The 21,194-nt window shown below is 69.3% G+C and carries 20 protein-coding genes; 4 read left to right on the plus strand and 16 right to left on the minus strand.

Going from position 1 to position 21,194, the window contains the following annotated elements; all coding sequences use genetic code 11:
- Positions 1-152: 152 nt before the first annotated feature.
- On the minus strand, positions 153-692 hold the full coding sequence (locus ACFVXC_RS36955; protein ID WP_389914835.1) for an adenine phosphoribosyltransferase: 540 nt from the start codon (positions 690-692) through the stop codon (positions 153-155).
- A gap of 257 nt (positions 693-949) precedes the next feature.
- On the opposite strand from ACFVXC_RS36955, the gene ACFVXC_RS36960 reads away from it, so the two are divergent.
- The gene (locus ACFVXC_RS36960; protein ID WP_389914837.1) at positions 950-1,381 is read left to right on the plus strand and encodes a hypothetical protein; all 432 of its coding nucleotides are present in this window, start codon (positions 950-952) and stop codon (positions 1,379-1,381) included.
- An 85-nt stretch (positions 1,382-1,466) separates the two neighbouring features.
- Here the strand turns inward: ACFVXC_RS36960 and secF are convergent, their stop codons facing one another.
- The 13 genes from secF to pgsA form a co-directional block, all read right to left on the minus strand.
- Positions 1,467-2,594, minus strand: coding sequence for a protein translocase subunit SecF (secF, locus tag ACFVXC_RS36965; protein WP_389914840.1), 1,128 nt, complete (start codon positions 2,592-2,594; stop codon positions 1,467-1,469).
- A gap of 1 nt (position 2,595) precedes the next feature.
- Positions 2,596-4,356, minus strand: a complete 1,761-nt coding sequence (secD, locus tag ACFVXC_RS36970; RefSeq protein ID WP_389914843.1) for a protein translocase subunit SecD — start codon at positions 4,354-4,356, stop codon at positions 2,596-2,598.
- Between the two features lie 144 nt (positions 4,357-4,500).
- Positions 4,501-4,971, minus strand: coding sequence for a preprotein translocase subunit YajC (yajC, locus tag ACFVXC_RS36975; protein ID WP_389914846.1), 471 nt, complete (start codon positions 4,969-4,971; stop codon positions 4,501-4,503).
- 164 nt (positions 4,972-5,135) lie between these two features.
- Positions 5,136-6,218 carry a Holliday junction branch migration DNA helicase RuvB gene (gene ruvB / locus ACFVXC_RS36980; protein WP_389914849.1) on the minus strand — a complete coding sequence of 361 codons (1,083 nt, stop codon included), beginning with the start codon at positions 6,216-6,218 and terminating at the stop codon, positions 5,136-5,138.
- A 57-nt stretch (positions 6,219-6,275) separates the two neighbouring features.
- Positions 6,276-6,884 (minus strand): Holliday junction branch migration protein RuvA, encoded by a 609-nt coding sequence (ruvA, locus tag ACFVXC_RS36985; RefSeq protein WP_389914852.1) that lies wholly within the window; start codon positions 6,882-6,884, stop codon positions 6,276-6,278.
- Positions 6,881-7,456, minus strand: a complete 576-nt coding sequence (ruvC, locus tag ACFVXC_RS36990; RefSeq protein WP_389914921.1) for a crossover junction endodeoxyribonuclease RuvC — start codon at positions 7,454-7,456, stop codon at positions 6,881-6,883. The genes ruvA and ruvC overlap by 4 nt, the downstream gene beginning before the upstream one ends.
- 173 nt (positions 7,457-7,629) lie before the next feature.
- Positions 7,630-8,388, minus strand: coding sequence for a YebC/PmpR family DNA-binding transcriptional regulator (locus ACFVXC_RS36995; protein WP_389914855.1), 759 nt, complete (start codon positions 8,386-8,388; stop codon positions 7,630-7,632).
- 48 nt (positions 8,389-8,436) lie between these two features.
- Positions 8,437-9,042 carry a pyridoxal 5'-phosphate synthase glutaminase subunit PdxT gene (pdxT, locus tag ACFVXC_RS37000; RefSeq protein ID WP_389914858.1) on the minus strand — a complete coding sequence of 202 codons (606 nt, stop codon included), beginning with the start codon at positions 9,040-9,042 and terminating at the stop codon, positions 8,437-8,439.
- A 12-nt stretch (positions 9,043-9,054) separates the two neighbouring features.
- A complete protein-coding gene (gene pdxS, locus ACFVXC_RS37005) occupies positions 9,055-9,969 on the minus strand; it encodes a pyridoxal 5'-phosphate synthase lyase subunit PdxS (protein WP_389914860.1) in 915 nt (304 codons plus the stop codon).
- Positions 9,970-10,123: 154 nt separating this feature from the next.
- A complete protein-coding gene (locus ACFVXC_RS37010; RefSeq protein ID WP_389914863.1) occupies positions 10,124-10,669 on the minus strand; it encodes a hypothetical protein in 546 nt (181 codons plus the stop codon).
- A gap of 63 nt (positions 10,670-10,732) precedes the next feature.
- A complete protein-coding gene (locus ACFVXC_RS37015) occupies positions 10,733-11,893 on the minus strand; it encodes a glycosyltransferase family 4 protein (RefSeq protein ID WP_389914866.1) in 1,161 nt (386 codons plus the stop codon).
- On the minus strand, positions 11,890-12,828 hold the full coding sequence (locus ACFVXC_RS37020) for a phosphatidylinositol mannoside acyltransferase (RefSeq protein WP_389914868.1): 939 nt from the start codon (positions 12,826-12,828) through the stop codon (positions 11,890-11,892). Before ACFVXC_RS37020 ends, ACFVXC_RS37015 begins: the two co-directional genes overlap by 4 nt.
- Positions 12,825-13,493: a phosphatidylinositol phosphate synthase gene (pgsA, locus tag ACFVXC_RS37025; RefSeq protein WP_389914871.1), complete on the minus strand. Its 669-nt coding sequence runs from the start codon at positions 13,491-13,493 to the stop codon at positions 12,825-12,827. The genes ACFVXC_RS37020 and pgsA overlap by 4 nt, the downstream gene beginning before the upstream one ends.
- Before the next feature lie 259 nt (positions 13,494-13,752).
- Here pgsA and ACFVXC_RS37030 point away from each other — a divergent pair, with 259 nt between their 5' ends.
- Together ACFVXC_RS37030 and ACFVXC_RS37035 are read left to right on the plus strand one after the other, a co-directional pair.
- On the plus strand, positions 13,753-15,951 hold the full coding sequence (locus ACFVXC_RS37030) for an elongation factor G-like protein EF-G2 (RefSeq protein ID WP_389914874.1): 2,199 nt from the start codon (positions 13,753-13,755) through the stop codon (positions 15,949-15,951).
- Between the two features lie 176 nt (positions 15,952-16,127).
- Positions 16,128-17,795: a hypothetical protein gene (locus tag ACFVXC_RS37035; protein ID WP_389914876.1), complete on the plus strand. Its 1,668-nt coding sequence runs from the start codon at positions 16,128-16,130 to the stop codon at positions 17,793-17,795.
- Positions 17,796-17,801: 6 nt separating this feature from the next.
- Here ACFVXC_RS37035 and ACFVXC_RS37040 read toward each other — a convergent pair whose 3' ends face one another.
- The gene (locus ACFVXC_RS37040; protein ID WP_389914878.1) at positions 17,802-18,365 is read right to left on the minus strand and encodes an HIT family protein; all 564 of its coding nucleotides are present in this window, start codon (positions 18,363-18,365) and stop codon (positions 17,802-17,804) included.
- 67 nt (positions 18,366-18,432) lie between these two features.
- Between ACFVXC_RS37040 and ACFVXC_RS37045 the strand changes: the two genes are divergently transcribed.
- Positions 18,433-19,089, plus strand: a complete 657-nt coding sequence (locus tag ACFVXC_RS37045) for a potassium channel family protein (protein WP_389914880.1) — start codon at positions 18,433-18,435, stop codon at positions 19,087-19,089.
- Between the two features lie 60 nt (positions 19,090-19,149).
- On the opposite strand, the gene thrS is transcribed toward ACFVXC_RS37045, so the two are convergent.
- Positions 19,150-21,126, minus strand: a complete 1,977-nt coding sequence (gene thrS / locus ACFVXC_RS37050; protein ID WP_389914882.1) for a threonine--tRNA ligase — start codon at positions 21,124-21,126, stop codon at positions 19,150-19,152.
- Positions 21,127-21,194: the final 68 nt, after the last annotated feature.

The following is a 21,194-nucleotide window of genomic DNA, read 5'->3' on the forward strand; positions in this document are numbered from 1 at the left end:
GACCTCTGGCTCTCCCTCAGCCCGTGAGACTGCTCACTACGGAAGAAACACCTGAGGTTTCCACACGGCGAACCCGAGCTCTCTACAGAAGAAACACCCGAGGCGGGCCCCGGATTCCTCCGGGGCCCGCCTCGGGTGCGCGTGGCAGCCGCTCAGACGGTGAGGAGGGTCTCCAGCGGGGCGCCCTCCAGGGCCGTCTCCAGCTTGGCGCGGCCTCCGAGGAAGCCGAGCTCCATCAGGACCGCCACACCGGCGATCTGGGCGCCCGCACGGCGGATGAGCCGCAGGGACGCCTCGGCGGTGCCGCCGGTCGCCAGGACGTCGTCGATGACCATGACGCGGTCGTCGGCGGCGAGGTCCTCGGCGTGCACCTCGATCTCGGCGCTGCCGTACTCCAGGTCGTAGGACTGGCTGAGCGTCGCTCCGGGGAGCTTGCCCGCCTTCCGTACGGGAATGAAGCCGAGCCCCGCGCGCAGCGCCACCGGAGCTCCCAGGATGAAGCCGCGGGCCTCCAGGCCGACGATCTTCGTGGCGCCGTACCGCACGGCGAGGTCGGCGAGGGCCTCGGTCAGCGCGGCGAATGCCTCCGGGTCCGCGAGGAGCGGGGTGATGTCCTTGAACATCACCCCCGGCTCGGGGTAATCGGGAACGTCTCGGATGCGGCTGAGCAGCAGCTCCTGCACGGGGGTCATCTGCCCACCTCATTGCTGTTGATGATCGAACGCCTGATCGTGACGGCGAGTCACTTTAGCAATAGCCGATCGGACCCCGGGCGAGCAGCGCAACCCGCCCGTTCCGCCCTGCGGGCCGCTTCGAACAACTAGTAGAAGAATGAACAGAGTTGACGGATAGCAAACCTCAGAATTTGCTCAAGTAACTGGAGCCGAAACGCGACCGCGTGGCAAGATCATCCGCGACCGCCCCTTCTCGGGGCTAAAACGGAGGAACAGTGCATATCTCACGCAAGATTGCCACCGGGGTCGTGCCCCTCGTGGCGATGGCCGCTCTCGCCGGGGCAGCGTCTCCCGCAGGCGCCACCACCGCGGGAACCACCAAGAGCGAGTCGGTCACGACCATGGCCAGCTGCAACGGCTGGCAGAACGCCGGGGGCGTCGCCGGTCGCTGGACCAAGTCGAAGGACCCGTGCTCGCTGTGGGGCCAGAAGGGCATGAAGGTTCGCTACCGCTGGGCGGCCGAGCGCGGCACGCCCTGCATCAAGGTCAAGGGCTTCAAGTACAAGAAGTCGACGAAGAAGTACGTGGCGAAGTGGTACAACGCCGGCTGCGGCAAGAGCGGGTTCATCAAGAACGTGCCCTGGGGGAATGTCGCGGCGCACCCCGAGATCAAGATCAAGGGTTTCTCGCTCCTCAAGTGGCAGTAACCCTCGACAGCCCCTGAGCTGAAACACACGCGGGCCCCGCTCCTCGCAAGAGGAGCGGGGCCCGTTCGTCTGGCCTTGCCCGGGGTCAGCGGCGCTTCCCCGAGGGACGGCCACGACCGCGGTTACGGGACTGCTGCTGCGTGCGACGCTGGCCGCCGACCACTCCGGCAGCCGCCGAGAGGTCGTCCTCCGGCTCGTCATCGTCAACCGGGGGTGTCGTGGTGTCCAGCGGCTCTCCGTTGGCCGCGGCATTCGCGCGCTTGGCGAGCACCCGCTTCTTCAGGGCCTTCATCGCCGGCTCGCGCTCCTTGAGGTCGGCGACCAGCGGAGTGGCGATGAAGATCGAGGAGTACGCACCGGCCGCGAGGCCCACGAACAGCGACAGCGAGATGTCGTTCAGCATGCCCGCGCCGAGCGCGCCACCACCGATGAAGAGAAGGCCCCCCACCGGAAGGAGCGCGACCACCGTGGTGTTGATGGAGCGCACCAAGGTGCTGTTGATCGACCGGTTGGCGATCTCGCTGTAGGTGAACCTCGTCTGCTTGGCCGCGTCCTTGCCCTGCTCCTTGAGCGAGTCGAAGACGACGACCGTGTCGTAGAGCGAGTAACCGAGAATCGTCAGCAGACCGATCACGGTGCCCGGGGTGACCTCGAAGCCGACCAAGGCGTAGACACCGACCGTGATGGTGATGTCGTGGATCAGCGCGACCAGCGCGGCGGCGGCCATCCGCCACTCGAAGGCGATCGCCAGGTAGATCACGCACAGGACGAGGAAGACACCAAGGCCGGTCCACGCCTTGTTGGCGATCTGCTCACCCCAGCTCGGTCCGACCAGATCCGCGTTGATGTCCTTGGCCGGGACGTCGAGACTCTTGGCGAGATCTTCCTTGATCTGGTCGGACTTGGCCGTGTCCACGCCCGAGATCTGGACGCGCATCGTGCTGTTGCCGAGCTTCTGGACGATGGCCTGGTGTCCCGAGGCCTTCTCCGCCGACTCCTGGGCCTGTTCGACCGAGGCGGAGGTCTTCGGTGTGGTGAAGACCGCGCCGCCCTTGAACTCGATGCCCATGTTGAGGCCTTGGACGGCCAGAGCCACGATCGCCGTGATGGTGATCAGGACAGAGACGCCGTACCAGATCTTCCGCTTGCCGATGAAGTCATAGCCGACTTCGCCGTGGAAGAGCTGGGCGCCGAGGTTGCCGAGCTTCGACATCTCACGCCTCCTTCGGGTCGACGGGGCCAGCGGAGTCAGAGGTACGGCGGGTACGGCGCAGCGGAGGCTTGGCACCGAGCCGCGACGGGTCGATCCCGGACCACTTGTGGCCGCTCGCGAAGAACTTCTTGCGGGCCATGATCGTCATCAGCGGCTTGGTGAAGAGGAAGACCACCACGACGTCGAGCAGGGTGGTCAGACCCAGCGTGAAGGCGAAGCCCTGCACCTTGCCGACAGTGACGATGTACAGGACGGCGGCGGCGAGGAAGGACACGAAGTCCGAGACCAGGATGGTGCGCCGGGCACGCGGCCAGGCGCGCTCGACGGCGGGACGCAGCGTGCGGCCCTCGCGGATCTCGTCCCGGATGCGTTCGAAGTACACGATGAACGAGTCCGCGGTGATACCGATCGCAACGATCGCACCACACACCGCCGGCAGGTTCAGTGCGAAGCCGATGGCCGGACCGAGCAAGGTCATGATCGTGTACGTGAGGATGCCGGAGGCGACGAGGCTCAGCAGCGCGATGAAGGCCAGGCCTCGGTAGTACGCCACGAGGTAGATGACGACCAGCGCCAGACCGATGGCACCGGCGATCAGACCGGCGTGCAGCTGCTCGCCGCCGAGCGCCGCGGTCACGGTGGTGACGCTGTCCTCGTGGAAGGTCAGCGGCAGGGCGCCGTAGGACAGCATGTTCGCCAGGTCCTTGGCCGACTCCTGGGTGAAGCTGCCGCTGATCTCGGCGTTGGAGCTCAGCTGCGAGCTCACGCGCGGAGCCGAGACGACGTCGCCGTCCAGAACGATCGCGAACTGGTTCTGCGGCTCGCTCTGCTTCATCAGCTTGCCGGTGGTCGAGGCGAACTTCTTGGAGCCGTCCTTGGTGAAGTCCATCGTGACGATCCAGATGCCACGCTCGGGGTCGAGCACGGCCTTGGCGTCCTTGACGTCCTTGCCCTCGACCTCGGCCGGGCCGAGGACGTACTTCTCCCACTGACCGGCGCTGTTCTTGCCGCAGGCCGCCATCGGGTCGCTCGGCTTGACGCCTTCGGTCGCCTTGACCCGGCTGCTCTGCTTGGTGCAGTCGAGCGCGGTGAACTTCTCCTGGAGCGCCTTGGTGGCCGCGTCCCCCGTGGGGGTCGGCGACGGGGAATCGTTGCCCTTGGGCTTGTCCGAACTGTTGGACGACGGAGTCGGGTCGGCCTTCAGGGCGTCGGTGACGGCACGGCCCTTGGGGCTCTCGGTCGCGTCGGGCGCGGACGCAGTGTCCTTGCCGTCCTTGCCGTCCTTCCCGCCCTTGTCGGTCGCCTTGGGCGAATCGGACGCCGAAGGGCTGCCGGAGGGGTCGGGAGTCGGCGTGCCGGCCGCCATCGTCATCACCGGACGGAAGTAGAGCTGCGCGGTCGTGCCGACCTGCTCGCGTGCCTGCTTCTGGTTCGTCCCCTTGGGAATGTTGACGATGATGTTGCGGTCGCCCTGGGTCTGGACCTCGGCCTCGGAGACACCGAGACCGTTGACACGGCGCTCGATGATGCCCACGGCCGTGTCCATGTTGGTCTTGTTGACCGCGTTGGGCTTGCCGGGCTCACTCTTGGCGCCGAGCGTGATGCTCGTACCACCGGCGAGGTCGATGCCCAGGCGCGGGGTGGTGTGACCGGAGAGGAACATTCCCCCGGCCATCGCCACCATGGCGATCAGGATTAGGGCCAGGGAACGGCCCGGCTTCCCCTGGCCGCCCTGCCTCCGGCCCTTCTTCGGTGCTGCCACCTTCTCGTTTCTCCCTGTCCAACCGCCCGGACTCGATGTCGTGCCGTGGGCGGCCATGAAGTGGTGTCGAGACCCGTCGCGAAACCCACGCACTGAGGGGGCCGTGGCAGCGCGAGCGGCGCGCCCCACGGACCCCGGTGGTGGCTACTTCGTGTCGGACTCGCCGTCGGTCTTCTTCGGCTCGGCTTCGTCGGCCTCGGGGGCGCTGTCCGCGTCCTTCTTGCCGAGGTCGATGGGCGAGTCGTCGGAAGCGCCGGCGGCGGGCTCGTCGGTCTCGGTCAGGGAGGAGGCGTCGTCCGGGACGACGGGGTTGTCCGACTTCAGGTCGACGCTCGTGCCGTGGACGATGCGGTTGTACTCCTCGTCCTCGAGGACGGCGCCGATGGAGTTCTTCGCGTAGAACGCGTGCACGCCCGGAGCCACCTCGAGGAGGACGGCGTCGTCGTGAACCTCCTTGACGGTGGCGTACATGCCCCCGATCGTGCGGATGCCGGTGCCGGGCTGCATCTCGTTGCGCATCGCCGCGGCCGCCTGCTGCTTCTTCTTGGCGGAGCGGGTCATCAGGAACATGGCCCCGATGAGCACGACGAACGGGAGGAGGGTCACGATATTCACGGGACGGAGTTTCCTTCGCATGACCGCGCAGGTAAGCGGCCTGATGGACGGGGGTGGGCACGCCGCCCGCAAAGGCGGCATCGGCGGAGTCTAAGCGAGTCCGCACCTAACGAACAACGCTCAGCATGGCACCGCAGTTCCTGACCGTGCGACTACGCGCGCCGTCACGCCCCGAACAGGTCCCCTTGTCCGATTCCGCCCGCCTGTCGCGGGGGAACAAGCCCGAGATGCGCCCATGCCGCGGGAGTCCCGACCCGGCCGCGCGGGGTACGCGCGAGCAGCCCCTCCCGTACCAGGAAGGGCTCGGCCACCTCTTCGACCGTCTCGCGCTCCTCCCCCACGGCGACGGCGAGCGTCGAGAGGCCGACGGGGCCGCCGCCGAAGAGCTTGAGCAGGGCCTCCAGGACGGCGCGGTCGAGCCGGTCGAGGCCTCGGTCGTCCACTTCGTAGACCTTGAGGGCCGCGCCCGCGATGTCCTTGTTGATCTCGCCGTCGGCCTTGACCTGTGCGTAGTCCCGCACGCGGCGCAGCAGGCGGTTGGCGATACGGGGCGTGCCGCGCGAGCGTCCCGCGATCTCGGCGGCGCCGTCCGCGTCGATCGCCACGTCGAGGAGCTGCGCGGAGCGGTGGATCACGCGCTCCAGCTCGGCCGGTTCGTAGAACTCCATGTGCGCGGTGAAGCCGAAGCGGTCGCGCAGCGGCGGGGGCAGCAGGCCCGCGCGCGTGGTGGCGCCCACCAGGGTGAAGGGCGGCAGTTCCAGCGGGATGGCGGTGGCACCGGGGCCCTTGCCGACGATGACGTCGACGCGGAAGTCCTCCATCGCCATGTAGAGCATCTCTTCGGCGGGCCGGGACATCCGGTGGATCTCGTCGAGGAAGAGGACCTCGCCCTCCTGGAGGGAGGAGAGGATCGCGGCGAGGTCGCCCGCGTGCTGGATGGCGGGACCGCTGGTGATGCGGATCGGGGCGCCCATCTCGGCCGCGATGATCATCGAGAGGGTGGTCTTGCCGAGTCCGGGGGCGCCGGAGAGCAGGACGTGGTCGGCGGTGGCGCCTCGCGCGCGGGCCGCGCGCAGGACGAGGTCGAGCTGCTCGCGGACCTTCTCCTGGCCGATGAACTCGTCCAGGTCCTTGGGGCGCAGGGCGGCCTCGACCGCCTGGTCCTCGCCGTCGGCGGACGCACCGACGAGCCGCTCGGCCGCGCCGGGTGCGGCGGTCGCGTCGTCGGTCGTCTCGTCCCAGTTCATGAGCTCGCCTCGCGATGTGGTTCTGGTTGGTCAGGGGCCGACGGGTGCCGGCGGGTGCTAGCGGGTGCGGTTCAGTGTCTGAAGAGCGGCCTTGAGGAGCTGGCCCACCTGCGGCTTCTCGGACGCCTCGGCCTGCGGGGTGACGGCGGCGACGGCTTCGTCCGCCTCGCGCGTGGCGTACCCGAGGCCGATGAGCGCCGCGTGCAGCTGGTCGCTCCAGCCGGAGGTGACGGCGGTGCCGATCGCGGGGCCGCCCGTGCCGAGGGGCTCGCCGAGGCGGTCCTTGTACTCCAGGAGCAGCTTCTGGGCACCCTTCTTGCCGATGCCGGGGACCGCGGTGAGCGCCTTCTCGTCGGCGGTGGCGACGGCGCGGCGCAGCGCGTCCGGGCTGTGCACGGCGAGCATGGCCTGCGCGAGGCGCGGTCCGACGCCGCTCGCGGTCTGCAGGAGCTCGAAGGTCTGGCGCTCGTCGTCGTCCGCGAAGCCGTACAGGGTGAGGGAGTCCTCCCGGACGACGAGGGAGGTGGCCAGCTTGGCAGGCTGACCGATGCGCAGGGTGGAGAGGGTGTTCGGCGTGCACTGGATGGCCATGCCGACACCGCCGACCTCGACCACCGCGGCATCGGGGGCGAGGGCGGCGACGGGGCCGCTGACGAAGGCGATCATGCGGTACGGCCTTTCTGTGCTGGTGACGTTCGCGACGCGTGCGGGGCCGCGGCCTGCTGGAGACGGTTCTGGGCGACTGCCCGCTGGAGCCGGTTCTGGGCGGGGGCGCGCCAGATGTGGCAGATGGCGAGGGCGAGGGCGTCCGCCGCGTCGGCGGGCTTGGGCGGTGCGTCGAGCCGCAGGAGGCGGGTGACCATCGCCCCGACCTGCGCCTTGTCGGCACGGCCGCTGCCGGTGACGGCGGCCTTGACCTCGCTGGGCGTGTGCAGGGCTACGGGGATGCCTCGGCGCGAGGCGCAGAGCATGGCCACGGCACTGGCCTGGGCCGTGCCCATGACCGTACGCACGTTGTGCTGGCTGAACACCCGCTCCACGGCGAGGACTTCGGGGTCGTGCTCGTCGAGCCACTGCTCGATGCCCTGCTCGATGGCGACCAGGCGGAGGCCCAGCTCGGCGTCGGCGGGCGTACGGACGACACCGACCGCGCGCATGCTCAGGGGGCGTCCGGCGACTCCGTCGACGACCCCCACACCGCACCGGGTAAGGCCCGGGTCCACACCCAGCACGCGCACGAGTACCCCCACTTCTTCGCTCACCTGTTTGTGCAGGCTATCGGCTCGCACTGACAACGCGACGGGCCGACAGGGGGTGTGTCCCCTGTCGGCCCGTCAGCGAAAGCCATGGCACGGCCGGTCCGAGGCCGGACCAACCGGACTCGCCGGACTCAGGCCCGGACTCGCCGGACTCAGGCGTCGACCTTCTCCATGACCTCGTCGCTCACATCGAAGTTGGCGAAGACGTTCTGGACGTCGTCGCTGTCCTCGAGCGCGTCGATGAGCTTGAAGATCTTCCGCGCGCCGTCCTCGTCCAGCTCGACCTGCATGGTCGGGACGAAGTTGGCGTCGGCCGAGTCGTAGTCGATGCCGGCCTCCTGGAGGGCGGTACGGACCGCGACCAGGTCGGTGGCCTCGCTGAGCACCTCGAAGGACTCACCGAGGTCGTTGACCTCTTCGGCGCCCGCGTCCAGGACCGCGCCGAGGACGTCGTCCTCGGACAGCTCGCCCTCTCCCTTGGAGACGACGACGACGCCCTTGCGGTTGAAGAGGTACGAGACGGAGCCCGGGTCCGCCATGGAGCCGCCGTTGCGGGTCATCGCGACGCGTACGTCCGATGCCGCGCGGTTGCGGTTGTCCGTGAGGCACTCGATGAGCACCGCGACGCCGTTCGGGCCGTAGCCCTCGTACATGATCGTCTCGTACTCGGCGCCACCGGCTTCGAGACCGGCGCCGCGCTTGACCGCGGAGTCGATGTTCTTGTTCGGGACCGAGCTCTTCTTGGCCTTCTGGATGGCGTCGAAGAGAGTCGGGTTCCCGGACACGTCGGCGCCGCCCGTGCGGGCCGCGACCTCGATGTTCTTGATCATCTTCGCGAAGAGCTTGCCGCGCTTGGCGTCAATCACGGCCTTCTTGTGCTTCGTCGTAGCCCATTTAGAGTGGCCGGACATCTGCCTGTCTCCTTCGCGTTACCCAACTGTACGAACGCAGAGATCCTACTAGGATCCCGCCGCCGCGTGCCCCCGCACCATCCCGACGAACAGCTCGTGCACGCGATGGTCGCCCGTCAGCTCGGGGTGGAACGACGTGGCGAGCGCGTTGCCCTGGCGTACGGCGACGATGTGCCCCTCGTGCTCGGCGAGCACCTCGACGCGCGCGCCGACCGACTCGACCCAGGGGGCACGGATGAAGACACCCTCCACGGGGTCGCCGTCGATGCCAGCGATATCGACGGCCGCCTCGAAGGACTCGTTCTGCCGCCCGAAGGCGTTGCGGCGCACGATCATGTCGATGCCGCCGAAGGTCTCCTGCTCCGAGCGCGGATCGAGGATCTTGTCGGCGAGCATGATCATGCCCGCGCAGCTGCCATAGACCGGCATACCGGCACGCACGCGCGCGCGAAGGGGCTCCATCAGGCCGAAGAGGGCAGCCAGTTTGGAGATGGTGGTGGACTCGCCGCCCGGGATGACCAGGCCGTCCACATCGGCCAGCTCTTCGGGGCGCCTGACCGGCCTGGCCACGGCGTCCGCCGAGGCCAGGGCGATCAAGTGTTCCCGTACATCGCCCTGGAGTGCCAGGACGCCGACTACAGGGGTGTCATTCATCTACGGAGTGCCTTACCAGCCGCGGTTCGCGTAGCGCTCGGCCTCGGGGAGCGTGTCGCAGTTGATGCCGACCATGGCCTCGCCGAGGTTGCGGGACGCGTCCGCGATGGTCTTGGGGTCGTCGTAGAAGGTGGTGGCCTTCACGATGGCGGCGGCGCGCGCGGCCGGGTCGCCCGACTTGAAGATGCCGGAGCCGACGAAGACACCCTCGGCACCGAGCTGGCGCATCAGGGCGGCGTCGGCGGGGGTGGCGACACCACCGGCCGAGAAGAGGACCACCGGCAGCTTGCCGAGCTCGGAGACCTCCTTGACCAGCTCGTACGGAGCGCGGAGGTCCTTGGCGGCGGCGTACAGCTCGTTGTTGTCGAAGCCGCGCAGCTTGGCGATCTCGTTCTTGATCTGGCGCAGGTGACGCACGGCCTCGACGACGTTGCCGGTACCGGCCTCGCCCTTGGAGCGGATCATGGCCGCACCCTCGGCGATGCGGCGCAGGGCCTCGCCCAGGTTGGTGGCGCCGCACACGAACGGGGTCGTGAAGGCGAACTTGTCGCTGTGGTTGACCTCGTCGGCCGGGGTCAGCACCTCGGACTCGTCGATGTAGTCGACTCCGAGCGACTGGAGCACCTGTGCCTCGACGAAGTGGCCGATGCGGGACTTGGCCATGACCGGGATGGAGACGGCCTCGATGATCTCTTCGATCATGTTCGGGTCGGACATCCGGGCCACGCCGCCGTCCTTGCGTATGTCCGCCGGGACCCGCTCCAGGGCCATGACGGCGACGGCGCCGGCGTCCTCGGCGATCTTCGCCTGCTCGGCGTTGACCACGTCCATGATGACGCCGCCCTTGAGCTGCTCGGCCATGCCGCGCTTGACGCGCGCGGTGCCGGTCTCGGGCGACTGGTTGCTGCTGGAGAGGGTGCTGGACACGGAGTTGACCTCGCTCGCTGAAGACGGGTTCCTGCGTCTACGAGGAGACTCCCTGCGACCAGTCCACAGCAAGGGCCAATGGGTGACCGGTGGCTCATTTTTCCCCAACGCGCCTGGTCAGCGAGGACGGGGCTACGCGGTCAGGCGGTGGGCGCTACGCGGTCGCGCGGTCGATCAGCGCGACCGGCGGTTCGTCGTCCATCTCGAAGGCCATGGGGAACGGCGCGTGGCCCGCGAGGCGGAACCAGCGGACCTTGCGGTGCCTGCGCAGGGCGCGTGCCGCGCGTACGGCGTCGTTGTGGAAGCGCCTGGCCATCGGCACCCGGCGCACGGCCGCCGCCAGCTCGGTCGCCGCCTCGTCGCCGCCGGGGGCCTCGCGGATCACCTCGACCTGCTGCGCCTCGCCGAAGATCGCGCGCAGCGCCTGGCTGAGCTCGCTCTCGGCGACCTCGCGGTGCTCCTCCTCCGCCTGCCGGGCCGCGTGCGCCGCTTCGTAGAGCACGATGGAGGCCGCCGGGTCGAGCACCCCGGAGGTGGCCAGCTCCTGGGCGACCGAGGCACGGCGCAGCAGCTGGGCGTCGAGAGCGGCGCGGGCCGCGTCGATGCGCGCGTGCAGCCGGTCGAGCCTGCCCGCGGTCCAGCTCAGGTAGAGGCCGATCGCGAAGAGGGCTACCGCGATCCAGATCAGTGTCGAGGTCACCGGCCCGAGGCTAGTCCAGGCGGCCCCTCCGCATGACCGCCGGGCTCCCCGGACCGGCGGCGATCAGTCCCGTGCGAGCCCGAAGCGCGCCCGGAAGCCCGAGCGTTCATCGGCGGCCACCGCCGCCGCTCCGTCCGCGACCGTCTCGTACACCGAGAGGATGTCGGCGCCCACCGTCGACCAGTCGAAGCGGCGCACATGCTTGCTCCCGCGCTCCCGCAGCTCCTCGCGGCGCTCGGGGTCGCCGAGGAGCCGCAGGGCCGCCGCGGCCAGCGAGTCCGCGTCCTCGTTGGTGAACAGGTCGCCCGCGGCGCCCTGGTCGAGGACCTGCGCGAAGGCGTCCAGATCGCTGGCGAGGACGGGTGCGCCCGCCGACATCGCCTCGACGAGGATGATCCCGAAGCTCTCGCCCCCGGTGTTGGGAGCTACGTACACGTCGACACTGCGCAGCAGCCGCGCCTTGTCCTCGTCGCTGACCATGCCGAGGAACTCCACGCGCTCGCGCATCTCGACGGGCAGCGAGGAGACGGCCTCGTGCTCGTCGCCGCGTCCCGCGACGAGCAGCCGGGTGTCCGGGCGCTCCGCGAGGATCTTCGGCAGCGCCTTCATCAGCACCGGAAGGCCCTTGCGCGGTTCGTCGATGCGTCCGATGAAGCCGATCGTGCCGCCCTGCCACTCCACCTTGGGCTCGACCTTCGCGAAGAAGTCGACGTCCACGCCGTTCGGGATGACGACCGCGTCGCCGCCCAGGTGTTCGACGAGCGTGCGGCGCGCGTACTCGCTGACAGCGATGCGCGCGCGGATCTTCTCCAGGGCGGGCTGCAGGATCGGATACGCGGCGATCATCGCCCGGGAGCGCGGGTTGGACGTGTGGAAAGTGGCCACAATCGGCCCCTGTGCCGTCCAGCACGTGAGCAGCCCGAGCGACGGCGCGGTCGGCTCGTGGATGTGGACGACGTCGAACGTGCCGTCGTGCAGCCAGCGCCGCACCCGCGCGGCGGAGAGGAACCCGAAGTTGAGCCGGGCCACCGAGCCGTTGTACGGCACGGGAACGGCGCGGCCCGCCGACACGACGTACCGCGGAAGGGGGGTCTCGTCGTCCGCGGGGGCCAGTACGGACACCTCGTGCCCGAGACGGATCAGGTGCTCCGCCAGGTCGCGGATGTGGAACTGGACGCCGCCCGGCACGTCCCAGGAGTAAGGGCAGACGATGCCGATCCTCACGGCGTGGTCCCCTCGGCGTGGTGCCCAGAACCGTCGGCGGGCCCCTGCGCGGGGTCGAGATCAGCGAGCCACAAGCGCTGCAGCATGTGCCAGTCCTCCGGATGATCGGCGATACCCGTGGCGAAGGCGTCTGCCAGCGCCTGCGTCATGACAGACGTCTTCTCCGTACGGGTACCTGTCTCGGGGACATCGATGGGGGCGTGAACACGCCCTTTCATGATGGGTGTCTCGTCGTACCAGAGGGTCACAGGCAGCAACAGCGCCCCCGTCTGCTGCGCGAGGATCGCGGGCCCCGCGGGCATCCGCGCCGTGTCGCCGAAGAACTTCACCTCGACGCCGGACGCCGAGAGGTCCCGGTCGGCGACGAGACAGACCAGGCCGCCCGCGCGCAGCCGCCGCGCCAGCGTGCCGAAGGCCGAGCCGCCCTCGTGCGGCAGGACCTCCATGCCCAGGCCCTCGCGGTAGGCGACGAATCGGTCGTACAGCGTCTCGGGCTTGAGCCGCTCGGCGACCGTCGTGAACGGAGTCTGGAGTTTCGTGGTGACCCACGCGCCCGCCAGGTCCCAGTTGCCCAGGTGCGGAAGGGCCAGAATGACGCCCCTGTCGGAGGCGATGCCGTCCGTCAGGTAGTGCATGTCCTGGCCGTCGAAGCCGCCCTCGACGCGCTCCCGGCTCCAGGACGGCAGCCGGAACGACTCCATCCAGTAGCGCAGGTACGAACGCATGCCCGCCTTGGACAGCTCGGCGAGGCGCTGCGGGCTCGCGTCGGGCACCACGCGCGCGTAGTTGGCCTCAAGGCGCAGGACCCCCTTGCCGCGCCGCTTCCACACGGCGTCGGCGATGGTCCGGCCCAGGCGCACCGCCACCGGTTCGGGGAGCTTCTTGACCGAGCTCCAGGCGGCTCCGTAGAGCGCGTCGGTCAGCCGGTCCTTCACGGCGTGGCCTCACTGCCCTGCGCGGCCCCCGTGGCAGCGTCCGCCTCGGCGGACTCCCTGCGCACGGTCACGACACGCTGGACGAGGGTGACGAGACTGCCGACGGCGACGACCCACAGGGCGATGGGCAGCAGTACGTCGATGCCGGGCACCCCGAACTTGTGGAGCCCCGCGAGGCCCGCGGCGACCAGCGCGATCACCAGGCGCTCGGCGCGCTCCACCAGGCCGTTGACCGCGACGGGCAGGCCGATCGCCTCGCCGCGCGCCTTCGTGTACGAGACCACCTGGCCGCTGGCCAGGCAGAAGATGGAGACGGCGCACAGGACGTCGTTGTCGCCCGAGCCCGCGTACCAGAGCGCGAGACCGCCGAAGATCGCGCTGTCGGCGACCCGGTCGAGCGTCGAGTCGAGGAAGGCTCCCCAACGGCTTGAGCGTCCCAGCTGCCGCGCCATGTTCCCGTCGACGAGGTCGGAGAACACGAAGAGCGTGATGACGATCGTGCCCCAGAACAGCTCTCCGCGGGGGAAGAAGACCAGCGCGCCCGCCACCACACCGGCGGTACCGATGAACGTGACCGCGTCGGGGCTCACGCCGCGACGGATGAGAAACGCGGCGAACGGTGTGAGAACACGCGTGAAGAATGCACGCGCGTACTTGTTCAGCATGGCCTTCCCGAGGGGTCGGTGAGCCGCGCGGCCCTGTTGGCCACCGGCTGGCCCATCGTAGTCACGCCCTTGACGGACCGGCTCGCCCCCTCACGATCGCGTACGACGTATGGACGCACAGTGACCCGAGTGGAAAGCTCGAAAGCACCGCGGGCGTCGCCGGAGCCGACCCGCACACGGCCCCCGCGTGTCCGCGAGCAGCCAGCATCCCCGAGGGGGCGGTGCCTCCTCACCGCGCACGTAACCGGGAGGCCAAGGCATGGGCGACAAGTCGAACGGACACACCGGAGCCGCCGGCGGGGCTACAAGGGCCGACCACCCCGCGTCCGTACGGAATGTGGTGCTGGTCGGCCACAGCGGATCGGGCAAGACGACTCTGGTGGAGGCCCTCGCGCTGACCGCGGGGGCGGTGAACCGGGCGGGCCGGGTGGAGGACGGGACCGCCGTCTCCGACTACGACGACATGGAGCACCGGCAGCAGCGCTCCGTGCAGCTGTCCCTGGTCCCCGTCGACTGGGACGGCTACAAGATCAATCTCCTGGACACCCCTGGGTACGCCGATTTCGTCGGCGAGTTACGGGCCGGTCTGCGCGCAGCGGACGCGGCCCTTTTCATCGTTTCGGCGGCGGACGGCGTGGACGGCGCGACCCGCATGGTGTGGGAGGAGTGCGCGGCGGTCGGCATGCCGCGGGCCATCGTGGTGACTCACCTGGAGGCGGCCCGCGCCGACTTCAGGGAGATGACGCGGACCTGCGCCGAGGCTTTCGGCGCCGACGACCCCGACGCCGTACTGCCGCTGTACCTGCCGCTGCACGGCGCCGAGGGTCCTGACGGGCACGCGCCGGTGACCGGCCTGGTCGGGCTGCTCTCGCAGCGGACCTTCGACTACGCGTCCGGCGAACGCAAAGAGTCCGAACCCGGCGATGACCAGCTCCCGCTCATCGAGGACGCGCGCAACAAACTGATCGAGGGGATCATCGCCGAGAGCGAGGACGAGTCCCTCATGGACCGCTACCTCGGCGGCGAGGACATCGATTTCAAGACTCTCGTGGACGATCTGGAACGCGCCGTGGCACGCGGCACCTTCCACCCCGTGCTCGCGGCCGCCCCCGCGGCCGACGGCGCCCGGCAGGGCATCGGCACGGTGGAGCTCCTGGAGCTGATCACGGGCGGCTTCCCCACGCCTCTCGAACACCCGGCGCCCGCCGTCACCACACCGGGCGGCCAGGCACGGCCCGCGCTGACCTGCGACCCCGGGGGGCCGCTCGTCGCCGAGGTGGTGAAGACCGCGTCCGACCCCTACGTGGGGCGTATCTCGCTCGTACGCGTCTTCTCCGGCACCCTGCGTCCCGACGAGACCGTGCACGTCTCCGGGCACGGCCTGGCCGACCGCGGCCACGAGGACCACGACGTCGACGAGCGCATCGGCGCCCTCTCCTCCCCCTTCGGCAAGCAGCAGCGCACGCTCACCAGCTGCGTCGCGGGCGACCTGGCCTGCGTCGCCAAGCTGAACCGCGCCGAGACGGGCGACACCCTTTCGGACAAGGACAACCCGCTCCTGATGGAGCCCTGGGACATGCCCGACCCGCTCCTGCCGCTCGCCATCCAGGCGCACAGCAAGGCGGACGAGGACAAGCTCTCCCAGGGGCTCTCCCGCCTGGTCGCCGAGGACCCGACGATGCGACTCGAACACAACCAGGACACCCACCAGGTGGTGCTGTGGTGCCTGGGCGAGGCGCATGCGGACGTCGCCCTGGAACGCCTGCGCAGCCGGTACGGCGTGCAGGTCGACGTCGTGAGCCACAAGGTCTCCCTTCGGGAGACGTTCGCGGGCAGGTCGGGCGGACGCGGCCGGCATGTGAAGCAGTCCGGCGGCCACGGCCAGTACGCGATATGCGAGATCGAGGTCGAACCGCTGCCGGGCGGCAGCGGCATCGAGTTCGTCGACAAGGTCGTGGGCGGCGCCGTGCCCCGGCAGTTCATCCCCTCCGTCGAGAAGGGCGTGCGCGCGCAGGCCACCAGGGGGGTGGCCGCCGGCTACCCCCTCATCGACGTGCGCGTCACGCTGCTCGACGGCAAGGCGCACTCGGTGGACTCCTCCGACGCCGCGTTCCAGATGGCGGGCGCGCTCGCCCTGCGCGAGGCGGCGACCGACGCGAAGATCCACCTTCTGGAGCCGGTGGCCGAGGTGCGGGTGCTGGTCGGCGACGACCATGTGGGGGCGGTGATGAGCGACTTCTCGGGGCGCCGCGGCCGGGTGATCGGGACCGAACAGACGCCCGGCGGGCGCACGCTCGTACGGGCCGAGGTGCCCGAGATCGAGATCGGGCGCTACGCCGTGGACCTGAGGTCCCTCTCCCAGGGCACCGCGCGTTTCAGCCGCTCGTACGCACGCCACGAACCCATGCCACCACAGATCTCCGAGAGGATTCGTGAACAGGACCAGGACGTCTCCTAGTTGAGAATTTCCGGGGGACGACCCACCGGATGCCGCCAGTTACGCCCTCCGCGGGCGGGCGGCATCCGGATGTCCCCTGCCGGATGTCGGTGCGCACAGATACGCTGATGACCTGATCAACAGGTGTGCCAGGCAGGGAAGTCGGGAAGAGCCGCAGCAGTGAAGGTCTCGCGGCGATGGGGGCGGCAGTGGCGGACGACGTATTCGACTTCAGGCCCGGGGCCCAGGTCCCGCTGTCCGGGGCCGCGGGACAGACGGCGGCGACCCACGCCCTGGCCTCGGCCGCGTACCGCGACGACAAGGCCGCGAAGATCCTCGACGCCAACAACGAATGGCATAAATCCGAGGTCAAGGACGGCCTCTTCTCGCTCTTCGCGCCGAATCTGGGCGAGGCGTTCTCGCGGGCCGTGCAGGTCCGGATGCTCGGCGGCGCCCGTAAGCCGCTGATCCAGTCCTTCGGCATGGAACCGCAGTCGATCGTCGAGCACTGCCTCGCGGCGAACAACATCCGCAAGGAGCGCGACCGCTGGCTCACCATCGTGATGCTGCTGTGCGGGCTGCTCTTCCTGCCCGGGCTTCTCGTCTGGCTGCTGATCTTCGCCGCCAAGCAGGCGGTCATCAAGCGGGACAACAAGCGGGCGAGCGCGATCGCCACGGCCGTCCTGGTGGCGGTGGGCGTCCTCGCCGTGATCTTTCTCATCAAGCTGCCGATCCACGGCCCCCTCGGCTGGTACATACGCGCGGCGGTCGTCATCCCCGCGGTGGGCTGGTTCTGGGCCAAGCTGATCGCCGAGCGCACCGCCAGAGACCTGCGCGAGCGCTGGTCGAGTCTGCTCGCCGGCGGTGGCATCGGCGCCAAGATCCCCGAGGCGGTGCCGGGCAGCCCGGGTGAGACGGCCGCCGAGCAGCTCCGGCAGGGCCTGGCCCGCCTCTCCGCCGAGCAGCAGAGCAACTCGGTCTTCTACGCGGGCCCCAAGGGAATACTGGGCATGGGCACCCGCTGGGGCAGCTGGCAGCTCGCCGAGGAGCTGGTCTCCAGCAAGGAAGGCACGGAGATCCACCCGTTCCGCAGCTGGGACATCATCCGGGCGGTGCACGACCAGCTGCGCCTCCTCGAGCGCGGCCCGCTGCACACCGGCGGCTTCCCGACCCCGTCGATAAAGCACTGGATCGTCTCCCCCATCGGGGAGAACGCGGGCGCGGTGTCCCGCCCCAGCGGCACAGAGGTCGAGGCCTTCCAGGTCCGGGGCCACGAGATACAGCGGATCTGCAACGAGCAGCAGTTCGGCGGCGGCGACCGGCACTATCTGGGCTGCCAGTTCACCCTCTGGGACGGCCAGTTGGTCATCACGATGCTGATCACGGTGACCGTCCTGCACGAGACCCTGCGCATCGAGGTCACAGGCCACGCGCTCGGCCCGGTCCACTCCCTGTTCACCAGCAAGCCCAGCCCGAAGGTCAAGAAGGTCTCCAAGCCCATCAAGTTCTGGGAGACCACGGAGCGCAAGCTGCCGCTCGTCAACGCGGACGAGGTCGTACGCCTCGCGCTCCGCGCCCCCTTCACCTGGTACCCGCCGGTCCTTGACCACCTCGGCGGCAAGCTGGTCCTGCCCGAGCCCTTCGGCCTGCGGCACGCCTGGGCCGACAAGCCGTGGCGGCACCGCTTCATGGCCGACGACGCGCTGCGCGCGGCCACACCGGTGCTCCGCGTGGTGCACTCGGCGGCCATCAAGGTCCTCGAGGAGAACGGCGTGGACACCGAGAAGTTCGGCAACCGCTCCGGCCTCCTCAGCGGAATGATCCAGGACCCGATGCCGAGGAAGGCGGACGTGTACGACGCCTAGGCGGCCCTAGCGGGCGGTGGGCCAGGCGTCGGCAAGCATCGTGCGGGTGTCCGCGAGCAGCTGCGGAAGGATCTTCGTATGCCCGACGACCGGCATGAAGTTCGTGTCCCCGCCCCAGCGCGGCACGATGTGCTGGTGCAGATGCGCGGCGATGCCGGCGCCCGCCACCGTGCCCTGGTTCATGCCGATGTTGAAGCCGTGTGCGCCGGACGCCGCCCGCAGCGCCGTCATGGCCTGCTTGGTGAGCTCACCGAGCTCGGCCGTCTCCGGGACGGTCAGCTCGGTGTAGTCGGCGACGTGGCGGTAGGGCACGACCATCAAGTGGCCGCCGTTGTACGGGTAGAGGTTGAGCACCGCGTACACCTGCTCGCCGCGCGCGACGACGAGACCGTCCTCGTCGGATTTGGCCGGGATGGAGCAGAAGGGACAGCCGTCGTCGGCTCCCGGACCGCTCGGCTTGTTCTCGCCCTGGATGTACGCCATCCGGTGGGGCGTCCACAGGCGCTGGAACGCGTCCTGCGTCCCCACTCCGATCTGCTGCTCCGGCTCACTCGTCATGCAGTGAAGCATATGACTTAGCCCGATCGAACCGTGTCGGCGGGGCGCCCGCGGGGCGCAGCACCGCGAAGCTGGGTCGATGACCGATGACAGCCGTCAGGCACGCTGGGAGAAACATACGGAGGCGCTGCTCGCGGTGGCCTCGCTCCTCTACCTGACCTCGTACGCCGTACTGGTCCTGGCCTCCGGTCTGCCCGGTATGGGGCGCGACGTCTGCCTCACGGTGCTTTTCGCGGCCTGGGCCGTGTTCGCCGTGGACTACGCGGCGCGGTGGCGGCTGAGCGGCCAGGGCCTCCGCTTCGTACGCACCCACTGGCTGGACACCCTCGTCCTCGTCCTGCCCCTCCTTCGGCCGCTGCGCGTCGTGCACATCTACGAGACCGTCCAGCGCAGGCACGGCAGGCCGCGTCTCGCGCTGCACGCGCGCGTGGTCACGTACTCCGGTCTTTCGGCGCTGCTTCTCGGCTTCGCCGCGTCCCTTGCCGTCTATCAGCACGAGCACGCGGCGAAGGGGGCGACGATCCGTACCTTCGGGGACGCCGTGTGGTGGGCCTCGGCCACACTCGCGACCGTGGGCTACGGCGACGAGACACCCGTGACGCCGGTGGGGCGCCTGGTCGCGGTGGGTCTGATGCTCTGCGGCCTCGCGCTGCTCGGCGCGGTGACGGGGTCGTTCTCCTCGTGGCTGCTCCAGGTGTTCGCGCGGGAGGACGACGAGAGGCCCCCGGGACGCTGAACGTCCCGGGGGCCTCTCTCCTGCCTGTTCCCGCCTGTTTCCCGCCTGGGCGGGGACGGATCACACCTGCTCGCGGCTCTCCACCACGTCGAGGAGCTTGGCGAGCGCCTGGTCGCGCGGAATGCCGTTCTCCTGCGAGCCGTCGCGGTAGCGGAAGGAGATCGTGCCCGCGTTCATGTCGTCGTCACCGACGATGATCATGAAGGGGACCTTCAGCTTCTGCTGCGTCCTGATCTTCTTCTGCATGCGGTCGGAGGATGCGTCCACCTCGACCCGCAGGCCCTTCTTCTTGGCCTCGGCCGCGAACTCCTGGAGGTAGGGGATGTGCGCGTCGCCCACGGGGATGCCCACCGCCTGCACCGGAGCGAGCCACGGCGGCATCGCGCCCGCGTAGTGCTCCAGGAGCACCGCGAAGAACCGCTCGATCGACCCGAAGAGCGCACGGTGGATCATCACCGGACGCTGCTTGGTGCCGTCCGGCGAGGTGTATTCGAGGTTGAAGCGCTCCGGCAGGTTGAAGTCGAGCTGCACGGTCGACATCTGCCAGGTGCGGCCGATGGCGTCCTTGCACTGCACGGAGATCTTCGGGCCGTAGAAGGCGGCACCGCCCGGGTCGGGGACCAGCGGGAGGCCCTGCTTCTCGGCGACCTTGCGCAGCGTCTCGGTGGCCTCGTCCCAGGCCTCGTCCGAGCCGACGAACTTCTCCGGATCCTTGGTGGAGAGCTCCAGGTAGAAGTCGGTCAGGCCGTAGTCGCGCAGGAGGTTCAGAACGAAGGTGAGCGTCGTGTCGAGCTCGTCCGCCATCTGCTCCTTGGTGCAGTAGATGTGCGCGTCGTCCTGGGTGAAACCGCGGGCACGGGTCAGACCGTGCACGACGCCCGACTTCTCGTACCGGTACACCGTGCCGAACTCGAAGAGGCGCAGCGGCAGTTCACGGTAGGAACGCCCGCGCGCATCGAAGATCAGGTTGTGCATCGGGCAGTTCATGGGCTTGAGGTAGTAGTCCACGCCCTCGTCGAGCTGCATGGGCGGGTACATGCCGTCGGCGTACCAGTCCAGGTGGCCCGAGGTCTCGAAGAGCTTCCCCTTGGTGGCGTGCGGGGTGTAGACGAACTCGTAGCCCTCCTCCTCGTGGCGGCGCCGCGAGTAGTCCTCCATGACCCGGCGGATGATGCCGCCCTTGGGGTGGAAGACCGCGAGGCCCGAGCCGATCTGCTCCGGGATGGAGAAGAGGTCCAGCTCGCTGCCGAGCTTGCGGTGGTCGCGCTTCTCGGCCTCGGCGAGGAACTCCAGGTGGGCCTTGAGCTCGTCCTTGGTGGGCCAGGCGGTGCCGTAGATGCGCTGGAGCATCGGGTTCTTCTCGCTGCCGCGCCAGTACGCGGCGGCGTTGCGCATCAGCTTGAACGCCGGGATGTTGCGGGTGGTGGGCAGGTGGGGACCGCGGCAGAGGTCCTTCCAGCACAGGTCGCCGGTCTTCGGGTCGAGGTTGTCGTAGATGGTCAGCTCGCCGCCGCCCACCTCGACGTCCGCGCCGTCGTCGCTGGACGCGGAGCCCTTGATGCCGATGAGCTCCAGCTTGTACGGCTCGTCGGCGAGCTCCTCGCGAGCGGCCTCGTCGGTGACGACGCGGCGCGAGAAGCGCTGACCGCGCTTCTGGATCTCCTGCATCTTCTTCTCGATGGCCTTGAGATCCTCGGGAGTGAACGGCTTCTCGACGTCGAAGTCGTAGTAGAAGCCGTTCTGGACCGGCGGGCCGATGCCCAGCTTGGCGTCCGGGAAGAGCTCCTGCACGGCCTGCGCCATCACATGCGCGGTCGAGTGGCGCAGGATGTTCAGGCCGTCCTCGGAGGAGATCTCGACCGGCTCGACCTCCTCGCCGTCCTGGACGGCGTACGCGAGGTCCCTCAGCTCGCCGGCCACGCGGGCGGCGACGATGGTGCGCTCACCGGAGAAGAGTTCGGCGGCCGTAGTGCCCGTCGTCACCACGCGCTCTTCCCGCTCGGAATCGCGTTGGATGATCACACGGACGTCTGACACCGGTCTTCTCCTACCTGAAGGGGGTCGCGGCAGATCTGCTCCTGCACGCGATACGAATCGTACCGAGC

It is taken from the genome of Streptomyces sp. NPDC058257, from assembly GCF_042881845.1.
Lineage (GTDB): Bacteria > Actinomycetota > Actinomycetes > Streptomycetales > Streptomycetaceae > Streptomyces.